Below are 14,592 nucleotides of genomic sequence, written 5' to 3' on the forward strand. Positions count from 1 at the left end.
ACACCCTGCCGCCGCCCGCCGTCGTGCCTGTTTTCAGGGACGACGACGGCGGGCGCCTATTCGTGCGGAAGGAACCGGGGACCGTCGATCTGAGTGCCGGATGATGACCCGCCGGCGCGGGCTGGGGTTCCTGGCTAGACACCCATCAGGGCGTTGATGGGACCCCGTGCGAAGTAGATGATGAAGCCGGCCGTGACCACCCACATGAGCGGATGCACCTTCTTCGCCTTACCCGACGCGGCGTTGACCACGGCGAAGGAGATGAACCCGACCCCGATGCCGTTGGCGATGGAGTACGTCAGCGGCATGGTCACGATGGTCAGGAACGCAGGCAAAGCGACCGAGAACTTGGTGAACTTGATCTCGCGGATCTGCGCCATCATCATCGCGCCCACAACAACCAAGGCTGCCGCAGCAACTTCCAGGGGCACCACCGAAGTGAGCGGCGTGAAGAACATGGACCCCAGGAACAGGAGGCCGGTGACCACCGACGCCAGGCCCGTGCGGGCACCTTCGCCAATACCGGCCGCGGAGTCGATGTACACGGTGTTCGATGATCCGGAGGTTGCCCCACCCACCACGGCACCCATGCCTTCAACAATGAAAGCCGACTTCAGCCTGGGGAACGTGCCGTCCTTGTGCGCCACGCCGGCGCTCTTCGCCAGCCCGGTCATGGTGCCCATGGCGTCGAAGAAGTTGGTGAATACCAGCGTGAAGACCAACATGGTGGCGGCAAGGCCACCGATCCTGGCAAAGGAGCCGAAGAGATCGAACTGACCCACCAGGCTCAGGTCCGGGACGGACACCAGTTGGCCGGACAGGACGGGGGTATTGAGGTGCCAGCCGCCGGGGTTGGTGGCGCTGCCGGGACCGATCTTGAAGACGGCCTCGACAACTGCGGCGAGGACGGTGGTGGCGACGATGCCGATCAGCAGGCCGCCCTGGATCTTGCGGGCCACGAGGGTACCCATGGCCAAGAGTCCGACGATGAAGACGAGGGTGGGGATGGAGGTGATGGAGCCGTCGTTACCCAGTTGGACCGGTGGGCCACCCGCCGTGGGACGGACGAACCCTGAGTCCACGAATCCAATGAAGGCGATGAACAAGCCGATGCCAACAGTGATGGCGGCCTTGAGTTCCTTGGGCACTGCCTTGAAGATCGCTGTCCGGGCCCCGGTAGCACCGAAGAGAACAATGAGGATGCCGTTGATGACCACCAGGCCCATGGCTTCTGGCCATGTAACTTCCTGGATGACCGCAACGGCCAGGAACGAGTTGATGCCCAAACCTGCGGCCAGGCCGAAGGGAAGGTTGGCGACCAGGCCGAAAATGATGGTCATGACGCCGGCAGTGAGCCCTGTGACCGCACCGACCTGCGCGGCCGACAACCAGCCGCCCGCCACATCAGTTGGCGCGTTCTCTGCCGAGAAGCCACCCAGGATGAGCGGATTCAGGATGACGATGTAGGCCATGGTGAAGAACGTGACCAAGCCGCCGCGGAATTCGCGGGCCAGCGTGGAGCCACGTTTTGTGATTTCGAAGAACTTGTCCAGGAAATGCGGCGGCTTCTTGCCGTTGCCGCCTGCCAGGCCGGTTGCCGTGTGCTTTGTCGCTGTGGGCTCTGCGCTGTCCCCTTGGGGAAAGAGCGCAGCCTGCTTTTCAGCGGCTGTCTGCTTTTCAGCAGTGTTTTGCATATCTGCGGTATCCAGGATTTCCATGTCAGCCACCGGGCCCTAGTAATCAATCCTGGAATCAAGCGTGTTCCATGTGGTGAACGGCTGGAGGGCCTCCGGAGCCTGGGGATCGCCCAGTTCCAGCTTGGCTACCGGCATCAGCGCGTCCCGGTTGTCGTTCTCGAAGTACTCGTAGAAGACTGCGTCGTCGAAGCCAACGGATGCGGCGTCGTGACGGTCTGCGGCGAAGAACACGCGGTCCACGCGTGCCCAGAGCGCGGAGGCCAGGCACATGGGGCATGGCTCGCAGCTGGTGTAGAGAGTTGCTCCGCTCAGATCAAACGTTCCCAGTTCGCGGCAGGCGTTACGGATGGCCGTGACTTCTGCGTGCGCTGTGGGATCGTTCGTGGCGGTCACGCGGTTGACGCCTTCGAAGGCTCGTCCGTCCGCGGTGACAATGACGGCGCCGAAAGGGCCACCACTGTTCAGGACATTGGCTGTTGCCAGCTCAATGGAGGTGGCCAGGAATTGCTCGGCCGTGACGGTTGTACTCATGTTGCGACTTCCTTAGTGCTGTGGAAGCCAGGTGACCTGTTTGAGCGCGCTGCAAAAAGGAGCTCCAGTTAGCTTGGTTACCAGGCTTCAGCATGTGCGATGAAGGTTAAGTTGCGCCTGGTAGATAGCTTCCCGAAGTCCGGGTGCCCGCCTTTGGCAGTTAGAGCGTAGCACCACGGTTGTGAGCCGCGCCATAGTTTTTTGAAAATTTAATTTCGTCATGCGAAATAAGTTGCGCCGTGCTTTTGGCGCCGGAATGTGACCGCAACCGGTGCGCGGGCGTTGACGGCCGCCGTCGCCCATTTTACGCTGTTGGGACCGTGCCGCTCTCTGGCGGACCGGAAACCTGGATCAGCAGACAGGGCCTAACTGAGCTGGAACGCGTACACGCCGACCAGACAAGGACCTCCATGCTTTGGATCAAAAACCCGCTGGGTATCTTCACCGCCAACGACCTCGACGCCGGCAACGGCCTTGTGGTCTCCGACGACGGAAACATCGTTGAGCTCGTGCCTTCCGGCGCTGAGCCTTCCATGCCGTGTTCCGTGTTCGATGCGTCCTCCCACGTCGTGCTTCCGGGCCTCATCAACACGCACCACCACTTCTACCAAACCCTCACCCGCGCCTGGGGACCCGTGGCCAACGCACCCCTGTTCCCGTGGCTGCAGAACCTCTACCCCGTATGGGCCCGGCTTACCCCGCGCAGCCTTGAACTGGCAGTCCAGGTCGCGCTTGCCGAGCTCCTCCTGTCCGGCTGCACCACCGCGGCGGACCACCACTACCTGTTCCCCGACGGCATGGAAGACGCCATCGACATCGAGGTGGCCGCCGTACGGTCGATGGGCATGCGGGCCACCTTGACGCGCGGGTCCATGACCTTGGGAGAGGACGACGGCGGGCTGCCACCCAGGACCACGGTGCAGTCACCTGAGGCGATCCTCGCGGACAGCGAACGCCTGATTCGCAGGTATCACGAGACCGGCGATGGGGCTGTGGTCCAGATGGCCCTTGCCCCATGCTCGCCGTTCTCCGTGACCAAGGAAATCATGGCCGAGTCCGCAGCCATGGCCGAGCGCTTCGACGTCCGGCTGCACACGCATCTTGCCGAAACCATCGACGAGGAAGACTTCTGCCAGTCCATGTTCGGCCTGCGGACCGTGGATTACCTGGAGTCCGTGGGGTGGCTCGGATCTCGGACCTGGCTTGGACACGGCATCCACTTCAATGACGAGGAGATTGCGCGTCTGGGAGCTGCCGGAACAGCGGTGGCCCACTGCCCGACGTCGAACATGCGCCTGGCCTCCGGGACCGCACGGGTCCTGGAGCTGGAAGCCGCTGGCGTTCCCGTGGGGCTGGGCGTGGACGGATCCGCTTCCAACGACGCGTCCAACATGATCCTCGAAGCCCGGCAAGCCCTGTATTTGCAGCGCTTGCGGTATGGCGCGTCGGTCCCCGTGTCACGCGCGCTTGGATGGGCCACGCGCGGGTCCGCCGCAGTTCTTGGGCGGTCCGACATCGGCCAGTTGGCTCCCGGGATGCAGGCGGACTTGGCACTGTTCAAGCTCGATTCGTTGAGGTTTTCCGGCAGCCACGACCCCGTAGCTGCGTTGCTGCTCTGCCGGGCAGACCGGGCCGACCGGGTGATGGTGGGCGGATCCTGGCGCGTCGTTGACGGGGCAATCCCGGACCTGGACGTGGCCGGGCTGATCGCGGAACACTCTGCGGCTGCGCGGAAGTTGGTGGCCGGGTAGCTCGTTGGTTATGGTTTTGCGCGAGTTCGCCGGAACGCCGCCACTTCGCAGGGAGCGTTCCGGCGATTTCGCACTCTTCCGGCGAACTCGGGCACCTAGATGGTGACCTTGTAAACGTGGTGCGTGTATTCGTTGGCGAAGGAGTCCGTGAACTTACCGTTTTGCACGGAAATGCTCCGGTTCTCGCCCACAACCTCCACCTGTGTACCGGTGACTCCAGCAGGCAGGGTGAAGGTCTTGGAACCAGTACTGCCTTTCAAGCCAATGCCAGCGAACAGGTAAGCGCTGCCGTCCTTGGCTTTGAGCATGGTGTCAGTGCCGGCAGCACCTGCGTTCCACACATAGCTCTGGGTGTTGAGGACAGGTGCCAGCGCCTGGATGCCGGCTAGCGCTACCTTGATCTTTGCCTTGCGATCAGCGGGCGCCTGGACCAGTGAATACGTGCCGAATCCAGCCTGGCCATTGTTGTTGTGCTGGAAAATGCTGATCCCCCGGGCCTCGTGGATGATGCCGGACCACATGGCACCTTCCATCTGTTCCGGGGTGATGGTCCGGTCATTCACATCATTGAGGAACGGTTTTGCGGACTCCACGAAGATCCAATTCGGGTGGACGCCTGGCGAGGATTGGAAGCTTCGCATCTGATCCACCTGCCAGCCGTAAGCCGCGGAGGTTGCCGTGATGGCGCCCTGCGGCCACGACGGAGTCCGGTTCAGTTCATCCTGAAGATCCGCCCGGGCGTACATGTAGTTGTCCACAGACGCAGCGTCCACCGCGGACATGAAATCGTCCATCAGCCCCGGAGCCCAGTAGGTTCCCAGGATGCCCTTGGAATAGTTGGCGAACGCGAACCTGCCATCGTTGAACCCATGGATCTGGGCCACCTTGTCCTGCATCTGCTGGAGATTCTGGGCATAGGTTGCGCCATCGCACCCCAAGCCGAGCATGTCGCACTCATCGTAGGTATCCCAACCCACCACTCCAGGGTTACTGCCCACCTCAGCGCGCGACCACTCTTTCCCGGCGATCACCAGCATTCCTGTGTCCGTAATTGACGTCATCGAAGACCCATCGTGCTCGGCGTTTTGGTACACGTTGACGCCGATGTCCTTCAACTGGGCGGCGTGCTCGGGCTTGCCGTAGTAGACGCTGATGGGGAAAAGATTCGGGTTGTTGAGCTTGGCTGCGCCGGGGAACCTGGCCCAGTACGCGGGGCCGCCGTCCCACGGGACACGGGCGAGATTGGCAAGGCTGCCAGTGGGTGTGGGTGTCGGGGTGGGCGTTGGCGTGACCGTGGGTGTGACAGTCGGGCTGGGCGTGGCGGTGGGGGTTGGGGTCGGCGTTGCAGTGGGCGTCGGCGTCGGGGTGTCAGTCGGACTGGACGTGACCGTCGTCGTCGGCGTTGCAGTGGGCGTCGGCGTCGGGGTGTCAGTCGGACTGGACGTGACCGTCGTCGTCGGCGTCGGCGTTGCAGTTGGCGTCGTCGTCGGGGTGTCAGTCGGACTGGACGTGACCGTCGTCGTCCGCGTTGCAGTGGGCGAGGCCGTGGCGGTGGAGGTCACGGTATCTGTCGGGTCCGGCGTCGGCTCGGCAGTGAGCGTCGGCTCGGCGGTGGATGTGGCACTCGGACTTGTTGTAGGCGGTGGCGCGCCGGGGTCTGTACATCCGGTCAGAGCTATTGCGATGGTGGCGACAAACAGTGAGACCTTGAGTTTCATGGCGGTGTTCCTTTGGGGTAGCAGCCAAGAGGGGCTGCTGCGTTACCGGCTCCCCAACCGGTTCTCTATTGCCTGCAATGGCAGGACATATCAGCCGGGATCACTACCCGGCACTACCCGATGACGAGCGTCGACAGCGCTCGACCTGCTGCGGTGCGACACGTGCGGACAATGCGTCCGGCGCCATCGAGCCAGCAAGTACAACCCCTCCATGGGGGTCGCCACGACCGGTTGGAATCAAACAGCGGCCGCCACCCCAGCATACGTGACCCACACCACATCCCATCAGAATATGACGAGTCCATTTTTTTCCAATTCGACGCCTCGCTGCGTCCTGAGCCGTCCGCACGGCACAGTACGCAGCGACGCATCGAAATGGGTTTATCCACATAGGCCAGCCCACACCTTCTCCCTGCGGGGGCGCCATTCGAGGCTTATCACGTGATCAAAAACTCCCCAGGAGAGCTGCCAGCGGGAATACATCTGTGGCGAACCAGCGAACTCCACGAACTCGGCTTCAACGACAGGAAAATAGCCGCTTTGTTGCGCGAGGGAGGGCTGGTCCGGCTTCGTCGGGGTTGCTACATTCGGGGGAGCACATGGGCAGCACAAAAGCCATGGGTGCGCAGTCGGCAACTCATCGCCGCGCACGCGCACGGAACGCTTACGACGTCGGCTGGCGGCCTGGTCTACAGCCACAACTCAGCCGCTCGCCTCCATGGCCTGTTTCTCTGGAACGTCGATGACCGCGTGCACGTCACCACTGGATCAACTGCGTCCTCCAAATCCCATGGTTTCGGCGTCGTTCCGCACACCCGCACGCTGGGCCCTGGCGAGGTTGTGTTCATTGACGGAATGCCATGCACGTCCTTGGAGCGAACCATTGTGGACTGCTGCCTCATGTTTAACTACAAGCAATCCCTGGTGCTAACGGATCACGCCCTGCGGATGGGGGCCGATGCCCGAAGACTTCAGGAGATGTGCGCGTCGCTGACCGGGCGCAACGGAGTTCTCACTTTGCGCCGGGCCTTGGCGTACGCGGACGCCCGATCCGAGTCCCCCGGCGAAACCCTGACCCGTGAGTTGCTCCAACGGCTAAGGATCGAGCTCCCCGAACTCCAGGTAGAAGTTGCGTCGACCGAGGGCCGCCATCGGCTGGACTTCGCTTGGCGCAAGAAGAAGGTGGCCATGGAGTTCGACGGAAAGGTGAAGTACTTCGACTACGCGCCCACCGCCGAGGTAATTTACCAGGAACGCCAACGCGAGAAGGCCTTGACTGAGCTGGGCTGGAGGTCCCTTCGCATCAAGTGGCAGGACCTGCACAGGGAACAAGAGTTCAAAATGAGGGTACTGCGCGCCCTGCAAGAGAAGCGCTGAATCCAATACGGGGGCACGCTGCGCATTCGATGCTGCGCACGGCACACTGCGCAGCGGAGCGTCGAATCGGGCGCTAACGGGAAAGCGGGCGACACCTCCCCAGGTATCGCCCGCTTCCTTGGCTCTGTTGCGCAGAGTCCGCGCCCGTGATGCAGGAAAATCAGGGGCGCTGCCGGCCGAACACCGGAAGCGCGCGCAGCCAACGGGAGAACCCGCCGGCTTTGCGGTCGCAGTCGGCCGGAATGTAGAAGTCCGGATCTGTTGCACCGAAGGGCAGGTACAGCTCCTGACCCGGCGCCGGGAATTCCACGACGTTGTTCGTATCCTTCGAGTCCATCTGTTCCTCCTCTTTCTCATGCACTCAGTTTCCGCTCTTCGGAAAACTTTTATTGTTATGTGGAAAGTGTAGGCAGCTGGGAAACTGGGCGTCAAGAGCCCCTCCGGAGCAAAGTGAGTTGCCCCGGTCACATTCGGGTAGTTCATAACGATCCTTGGGAACCCGTATACACAGGCCGAAACCATGCGCTACTCTCGAATCAGTTCGTGGCGTAGGTCACGTAACCTGAGAGCAGCAGGCAGGGTCGTAATGAGCTGGCATCAATGGATGTCGGCTCTTTTTTGTTGGGTCGGCTCCACCAGAAACGCGGTGGAAACACGCGCTTAATTTCATTGATGGAACCTAGGTTCCACCTCACAGAAGTTGGGATATGACCATGAGCAACAACATCGTCCTCGGCGAAAACCAGTACGGCAAAGCAGAAGTCCGCGTCGTCAAGGTCACTCGGGATACGGACCGCCACCACATCGAAGACCTGAACGTCACCTCGCAGCTGCGGGGCGACTTCCAGGCAGCCCACCTCGAAGGAGACAACGGCCACGTCGTTGCCACCGACACCCAGAAGAACACGGTCTACGCTTTCGCTCGTGAAGGCATCGGCTCCCCCGAAGCCTTCCTCCTGCGCCTTGCCGATCACTTCACCGGTGGGTTCGACTGGGTAACCGGCGGACGCTGGGAAGCCGAGGCCTACAGCTGGGATCGCATCCAGGCACACGGCGAGGGACACGACCACAGCTTCGTCCGCAACGGACAAGAGGTGCGTACCGCCGTCGTCGTCCGTGATGGCGCAACCACCCACCTCATCAGCGGCCTCAAGGACCTGACCGTCCTGAAGACCACCCAGTCAGGTTTTGTCGGCTACCCGCGGGATAAGTACACCACCCTGCCGGAAACCACCGACCGCATCCTTGCCACCGACGTATCCGCCCGCTGGCGCTACAACACCAACCTGGACTTCGCCGGTACGGACTTCAACAAGAGCTACGAGGACATCCGGGCGCTCCTGCTGGAAGGCTTCACCGAGAACTACTCCCACGCCCTGCAGCAGACGCTGTTCGACATGGGCAAGAAGGTCCTCGAAGCACACAGCGAAGTGGACGAAATCAAGTTCTCCATGCCCAACAAGCACCACTTCCTGGTTGACCTGAGCCCGTTCGGCCTGGACAACCCCAACGAGGTCTTCTTCGCGGCTGATCGCCCGTACGGCCTCATCGAAGCAACCGTCCAGCGCGAAGACATCGACGCTGCACCCGTTGCATGGAGCGGCATCGCCGGCTTCTGCTAACCACCCGGCGAAAGCCAACCCCCGGGTTTGTGTACAGGTGATGCCCCTAAGAGCCCCTTTAAAGGCATCACCTGTACACAAACCCGACCCCTAAAACCCCAAGATTTGTTAGCCAGACACAGTTAGCCAGACGAAGACGTCTGCCATGAACCCAGAAAGTCTGCCATGAACATCAAGAAGAAATCCCGCACTGCGAATACCACCTCGTCCCGGACGGACCGCGCGAACAAGCCCGAACGCCCCGAGGACAAGCGCCTCTCCATCGGAAGCACGTTTGCCTACGGCTTCCAGCACGTCCTCACCATGTACGGCGGAATCATTGCCCCGCCGCTGATCATCGGTGCAGCGGCCGGCATGAACTCACAGGACATCGGCCTTTTGATCGCCGCCTGTTTGTTCGTAGGCGGGCTCGCCACCATCCTTCAGACGGTGGGCATCCCGTGGTTCGGCTCGCAGCTGCCGCTGGTCCAGGGCGTGTCCTTCGCCGGCGTTTCCACCATGGTGGCGATCGTCCAGGGTGGCGGCGGGATCCAGGCGGTGTTCGGCTCGGTGATCGTGGCTTCGCTGATCGGCCTGGCCATCACTCCCCTGTTCTCGAAAATCATCAAATTCTTCCCACCGGTTGTTACCGGCACAGTAATCACCACCATCGGGCTCACCCTGATGCCGGTGGCCGCGAACTGGGCCATGGGCGGCAACGCCAAGGCTGACAACTACGGCAGCATGGCCAACATCGGACTGGCCGCAGCAACCATGGGCGTCGTACTGCTCCTAAGCAAGGTCGGCAACGCCGCGATCTCCCGGCTCTCGATCCTGCTGGCCATGGTGATCGGCACCATCATTGCGCTCATCGCCGGCATGGCCGACTTCTCCAAGGTGGGCCAGGGCGACGTCGTCGCCTTCCCCACACCCTTCGCTTTCGGTGCCCCCACGTTCGAAGTCGCAGCCATCATCTCCATGCTGATTGTTATCCTGGTGACCCTCACCGAGACCTCCGCGGACATCATCGCGGTGGGCGAGATCGTGGACACCAAGGTTGATTCCCGCCGCATCGGTGACGGACTCCGCGCCGACATGCTCTCCAGCGCCATCTCCCCTCTGTTCAACTCCTTCACGCAGAGCGCCTTCGCCCAGAACGTTGGCCTCGTTGCCATCACGGGCATCAAGAGCCGCTTCGTGGTCAGCGCCGGAGGCCTCATCCTGGTGGTCCTGGGCCTCCTGCCGATCCTCGGCCGCGTGGTCGCTGCGGTTCCGACGCCCGTCCTGGGCGGTGCCGGCGTCGTACTTTTCGGTACGGTTGCCGCCAGCGGTATCCGCACCCTGGCCAAGGTCGAGTACAAGAACAACATGAACCTGATCATCGTGGCGGCATCGATCGGCTTCGGCATGATCCCGATCGCCGCCCCGAAGTTCTACGACCAGTTCCCGTCCTGGTTCTCCACGATATTCCACTCCGGCATCAGCTCGGCCGCGGTCATGGCGATCCTGCTGAACATCCTGTTCAACCACTTCAAGGCCGGCAACTCGGACAACCAGTCGGTGTTCGTCGCAGGAACGGACCGGATTGTCAGCGAAGAGGACATCAAGTGCCTCAGCGAAGGCGACCGCTTTGAGAACGGCAAGTTGATCGACGCCGACGGCAACGAGGTCCCGCTCAAGACTTCCAGCGCGTCAGAGCACTGACCACTCTTCCGCGGATGAAAGGCGGCAGTGTTTCCTTGGGGGACACTGCCGCCTTTCGCGGTGCCAGGGAAGCGCACGACGTCGGCACTCGCCTTGGGTGCACCACTCACCTTCCGGGGACCGCCCAGATGACAAAAGATGGCAATGTTCGCGGGGAACATTGCCATCAAATGCCACTCGGCAGGGTCTTAGTTTTGGTTGAGCTCCGCGGAGATCGCCTTGGCCGCCTCACGCAGCATGGGCACAGCACGATCGGCGAAGCTCTGGTCCACGCGGGTGATGGGGCCGGACACGGAGATTGCGGTGGGCGTGGGCGCGTTCGGGACGGCCATGGCGAAGCAACGCACGCCGAGCTCCTGCTCTTCCTCGTCAATGGAGTAGCCGCGCTCACGGATCAATGCCAGGTCAGCGAGCAGGGAGTCGATGTCCCCGATGCTCTTCGCCGTCGGGGTGGGCATGCCGGTGCGGGCCACGATGCCGCGGACAACATCGTCATCCAGCTGGGCCAGGATGGCCTTGCCGACGCCGGTATCGTGCGTGTGGGCGCGACGGCCAACCTCGGTGAACATGCGCATGGAGTGCATGGACGGAACCTGGGCCACGTAGATGACCATGTCCGAGTCCAGGACCGCCATGTTGGAGGTCTCTCCGAGTCGTTCTACGAGGGTCTTGAGCTGAGGGCGGGCTACGGCACCGAGTTGCTTGCTGGCACCTTCACCGAGCCGGATAAGCCGCGGGCCCAGGGCGTAGCGGCGATTCGGCAGCTGGCGGATGTACCCAAGGGAGACCAGGGTCCTCAACAGGCGATGGATGGTAGGCAGGGGCAAATCCGTGGACGAGGAGAGCTCGCTCAGGGTGACGTCGCCACCGGCGTCCGTGATCAGTTCCAGCAGTTCAAAGACGCGCTCAACGGACTGCACGCCTCCGGAGGCTTTTTCAGCCATTCCCTTGTCTCCAATGACTCAGATTCCGACAACTCTTATCCGCATCGTGAAAAGAATTGCTTAGAACACCCAACATACAGCACGCATGCAAGCGGCGCGATGACACCGAACATGACCAAGCAAGGGGTTGTGTTTCCACTTTGTAGATAATAATATCCATAATACGAAAACATTTTGTAGGAACGGCGGCCCGGGAACGGGCCTAACAGGAGGAATTTCAATGGCGAATCCGAGCCCCGGAAACTCGATCACCCTGCGCGTCGCCGCACCGTCGAGCTTCACCGCTACCAGCGAACTGGCAGCAGCCGTCGGCGCAGCCGGTGCAGCAATCACCGCCCTGGACGTCACGGAATCCCACCACGAGAAGATCGTTGTCGACGTCACCTGCAACACCACCGACGACGACCACGCAGCCCGCGTCAAGGACGCCCTGAACGCACTCGACGGCGTCACCGTCCAGCACGTTTCGGACCGCACTTTCCTCATGCACCTCGGCGGCAAACTCGAGGTCGTCCCCAAAGTAGCCCTGCGCAACCGCGACGATCTTTCGCGCGCCTACACTCCCGGCGTCGCCCGCGTTTGCATGGCCATCGCAGAAGACCCGGCCGCCGCCCGCAACCTCACGGTCAAGCGAAACACCATTGCTGTCCTCACTGACGGTTCCGCCGTCCTGGGCCTGGGCAACATTGGCCCGGCCGCGGCCCTCCCGGTCATGGAAGGCAAGGCTGCGCTGTTCAAGCAGTTCGCCAACGTTGACGCCTGGCCGGTTTGCCTGGACACCCAGGACACCGAAGAGATCATCATGATCGCCAAGGCCATGGCCCCCGTTTACGGCGGCATCAACCTTGAAGACATCGCCGCACCGCGCTGCTTCGAAATCGAGAACCGCCTCCGCGAAGAGCTGGACATCCCGGTCTTCCACGACGACCAGCACGGCACCGCGATCGTTACGCTCGCAGCCCTGGTCAACGCCCTGCGCGTCGTGGACAAGAAGCTGTCCGAGGTCAAGATCGTGGTTTCGGGCGTCGGTGCTGCCGGCTCCGCCATCATCCAGCTCCTTAAGGCCCAGGGCGCGCAGCACATTATCGCCGCAGGCCGCTCGGGCGCCATCCACTCGGGCGAGGAATACAGCGACGAGCACCGCAGCTGGATCGCCGCGAACACCAACGAAAAAGGCTTCTCCGGCACCCTGCACGATGCCCTCAAGGGAGCTGACGTGTTCATCGGCGTCAGCGCACCGCACGTGATCGGCGAGGACCAGGTCGCCTCGATGGCCGAAAATGCGATTGTGTTCGCCATGGCCAACCCGACGCCGGAAATCGATCCCGTGATCGCTTCCAAGCACGCCGCCGTCGTAGCTACCGGCCGCAGTGACTTCCCCAACCAGATCAACAACGTGCTGGCTTTCCCCGGATTCTTCCGCGGGCTGCTGGACGCAGGGGCATCGGACATTACGCCCAACATGCTGGTGGCCGCCGCCGAGGCGATCGCCAACCGGGTGGCTGACGATGAACTGAACGCGAGTTACATTATCCCCAGCGTCTTCGATCCCCACGTTGCTGCCGATGTTGCTGCTGCGGTGGCAGCCGCCGCGCACGCAAACGCCGCCAGCGCGCTGTAGCACCAGCGCACCCTAGAAGAAGGAATCCGCTCACATGGCTATTAGAGTCACTGATCCCCGGCCGATCGATCGCGCCGAGGAGATCCTCACCCCGGAGGCACTGGCCTTCATCGAAGAACTGCACACCCGCTTTGCCGGCACCCGCAACGAGCTTCTCCAGGCACGGAAGGTCAAGCGCCAGAAGGTTGCGGACACGTCCCGCCTCGACTTCCTTTCGGAAACCCAGGAAATCCGCGACGGCGACTGGAAAGTCGCCGAGGCTCCTGCAGCTTTGCAGGACCGCCGCGTTGAGATGACCGGTCCGGCAACCCCGGCCAAGATGGCCATCAACGCCCTGAATTCGGGCGCGAAGGTATGGCTTGCCGACCTCGAAGACGCCAGCACCCCCACGTGGCCTAACGTCGTCGACGCCATCCTGAACCTCCGCGACGCCGCCCGGGGCACTTTGAGCTTCACCTCCCCCGAGGGCAAGGAATACCGGCTCCGCACGGATGCTCCCCTGGCCGTTGTTGTTGCCCGCCCCCGCGGCTGGCACATGGAGGAAAGCCACGTACTGCTCGACGGCGAACCCGCCGTTGGTGCGCTGGTGGACTTCGGCCTCCACTTCTTCCACATCGCCAAGCAGTTGCTGGAAAACGGTCACGGCCCGTACTACTACCTGCCCAAGATGGAGAGCCACCTTGAGGCACGCCTCTGGAACGACGTCTTCGTCTTCGCACAGGACTACCTCGGCGTCCCGCAGGGCAGCGTCCGCGCCACCGTGCTGATCGAAACCATCCCGGCAGCGTTCGAGATGGACGAGATCCTCTACGAACTGCGTGACCACGCTTCCGGCCTCAATGCCGGGCGTTGGGATTACCTCTTCAGCATCATCAAGTACTTCCGTGATGCCGGCGAAGAGTTCGTCCTCCCGGACCGCGCCACCGTTGCCATGACGGCACCCTTCATGCGTGCCTACACCGAACTCCTGGTCAAGACCTGCCACAAGCGCGGCGCCTTCGCCATGGGTGGCATGGCCGCCGTCATCCCCAACCGCAAGCAGCCGGACGTCACCGCCGCAGCCTTCGACAAAGTCCGCGCCGACAAGACCCGCGAAGCAAACGATGGCTTTGACGGTTCCTGGGTTGCCCACCCGGACCTGGTGCCCACCTGTCGCGAAGTCTTCGATTCCGTGCTTGGCGACCCTGCAAACGGCGGTAAGAAGAATCAGCTGGATAAGCAGCGCCCCGAGGTGAACGTCACTGCTGAGCAGCTGATCGACGTCGCGTCCGCCGGCGGTACCGTCACCGAAGCCGGCCTGCGCCTGAACCTGTATGTCGCCGTCGCCTACACCGGCGTGTGGATCTCCGGCAGTGGTGCCGTGGCCATCCACAATCTGATGGAAGACGCCGCGACTGCGGAGATCTCCCGCTCGCAGGTGTGGCAGCAACTCCGCAACAAGTCGATCCTCGCGGACACCGGCAACACAGTGACCCGCGAACTGGTCACCCGCATCCTGGGCGAAGAGACCGAGCGCCTGCGCATCGAATTCGGTGACGAGAACTTCACCAAGTACTACGAGCCCGCGTCCAAGCTGATCGAGGACATCTGTCTCTCCGATGAGTACACGGACTTCCTGACCACGCCCGCGTATGAGCTGGTGGGCTGA

The 14,592-nt window shown here is 62.4% G+C and carries 11 protein-coding genes; 6 read left to right on the forward strand and 5 right to left on the reverse strand.

Annotated elements, in window-relative coordinates; translation table 11 throughout:
* Positions 1 to 134 precede the first annotated feature (134 nt).
* Entirely contained in the window at positions 135 to 1,727 is a 1,593-nt protein-coding gene (locus LRQ04_RS02680; RefSeq protein WP_235517456.1) for an NCS2 family permease, read from the reverse strand.
* A gap of 6 nt (positions 1,728 to 1,733) precedes the next feature.
* A complete protein-coding gene (locus LRQ04_RS02685) occupies positions 1,734 to 2,228 on the reverse strand; it encodes a nucleoside deaminase (protein WP_142937997.1) in 495 nt (164 codons plus the stop codon).
* A 410-nt stretch (positions 2,229 to 2,638) separates the two neighbouring features.
* Here LRQ04_RS02685 and LRQ04_RS02690 point away from each other — a divergent pair, with 410 nt between their 5' ends.
* Positions 2,639 to 3,979 carry an 8-oxoguanine deaminase gene (locus LRQ04_RS02690; RefSeq protein ID WP_235517457.1) on the forward strand — a complete coding sequence of 447 codons (1,341 nt, stop codon included), beginning with the start codon at positions 2,639 to 2,641 and terminating at the stop codon, positions 3,977 to 3,979.
* Between the two features lie 95 nt (positions 3,980 to 4,074).
* On the opposite strand, the gene LRQ04_RS02695 is transcribed toward LRQ04_RS02690, so the two are convergent.
* The gene (locus LRQ04_RS02695; protein ID WP_235517458.1) at positions 4,075 to 5,697 is read right to left on the reverse strand and encodes a hypothetical protein; all 1,623 of its coding nucleotides are present in this window, start codon (positions 5,695 to 5,697) and stop codon (positions 4,075 to 4,077) included.
* 441 nt (positions 5,698 to 6,138) lie between these two features.
* Between LRQ04_RS02695 and LRQ04_RS02700 the strand changes: the two genes are divergently transcribed.
* The gene (locus LRQ04_RS02700) at positions 6,139 to 7,074 is read left to right on the forward strand and encodes a hypothetical protein (RefSeq protein WP_235517461.1); all 936 of its coding nucleotides are present in this window, start codon (positions 6,139 to 6,141) and stop codon (positions 7,072 to 7,074) included.
* 160 nt (positions 7,075 to 7,234) lie between these two features.
* Here the strand turns inward: LRQ04_RS02700 and LRQ04_RS02705 are convergent, their stop codons facing one another.
* Positions 7,235 to 7,411: a hypothetical protein gene (locus LRQ04_RS02705; protein ID WP_014922716.1), complete on the reverse strand. Its 177-nt coding sequence runs from the start codon at positions 7,409 to 7,411 to the stop codon at positions 7,235 to 7,237.
* Positions 7,412 to 7,781: 370 nt separating this feature from the next.
* On the opposite strand from LRQ04_RS02705, the gene pucL reads away from it, so the two are divergent.
* Complete coding sequence (pucL, locus tag LRQ04_RS02710; RefSeq protein WP_235517464.1) at positions 7,782 to 8,696, forward strand: factor-independent urate hydroxylase; 915 nt, start codon at positions 7,782 to 7,784, stop codon at positions 8,694 to 8,696.
* Between the two features lie 165 nt (positions 8,697 to 8,861).
* Complete coding sequence (locus tag LRQ04_RS02715) at positions 8,862 to 10,379, forward strand: nucleobase:cation symporter-2 family protein (protein WP_235517465.1); 1,518 nt, start codon at positions 8,862 to 8,864, stop codon at positions 10,377 to 10,379.
* A gap of 188 nt (positions 10,380 to 10,567) precedes the next feature.
* Here the strand turns inward: LRQ04_RS02715 and LRQ04_RS02720 are convergent, their stop codons facing one another.
* A complete protein-coding gene (locus LRQ04_RS02720; RefSeq protein WP_235517467.1) occupies positions 10,568 to 11,323 on the reverse strand; it encodes an IclR family transcriptional regulator in 756 nt (251 codons plus the stop codon).
* Between the two features lie 220 nt (positions 11,324 to 11,543).
* On the opposite strand from LRQ04_RS02720, the gene LRQ04_RS02725 reads away from it, so the two are divergent.
* Positions 11,544 to 12,944 (forward strand): NAD-dependent malic enzyme, encoded by a 1,401-nt coding sequence (locus LRQ04_RS02725; RefSeq protein WP_235517468.1) that lies wholly within the window; start codon positions 11,544 to 11,546, stop codon positions 12,942 to 12,944.
* Between the two features lie 34 nt (positions 12,945 to 12,978).
* On the forward strand, positions 12,979 to 14,592 hold the full coding sequence (aceB, locus tag LRQ04_RS02730) for a malate synthase A (protein ID WP_235517470.1): 1,614 nt from the start codon (positions 12,979 to 12,981) through the stop codon (positions 14,590 to 14,592).

It is taken from the genome of Paenarthrobacter sp. AR 02 (genome assembly GCF_021538675.1).
In the GTDB taxonomy this organism is placed as follows: Bacteria; Actinomycetota; Actinomycetes; order Actinomycetales; family Micrococcaceae; genus Arthrobacter.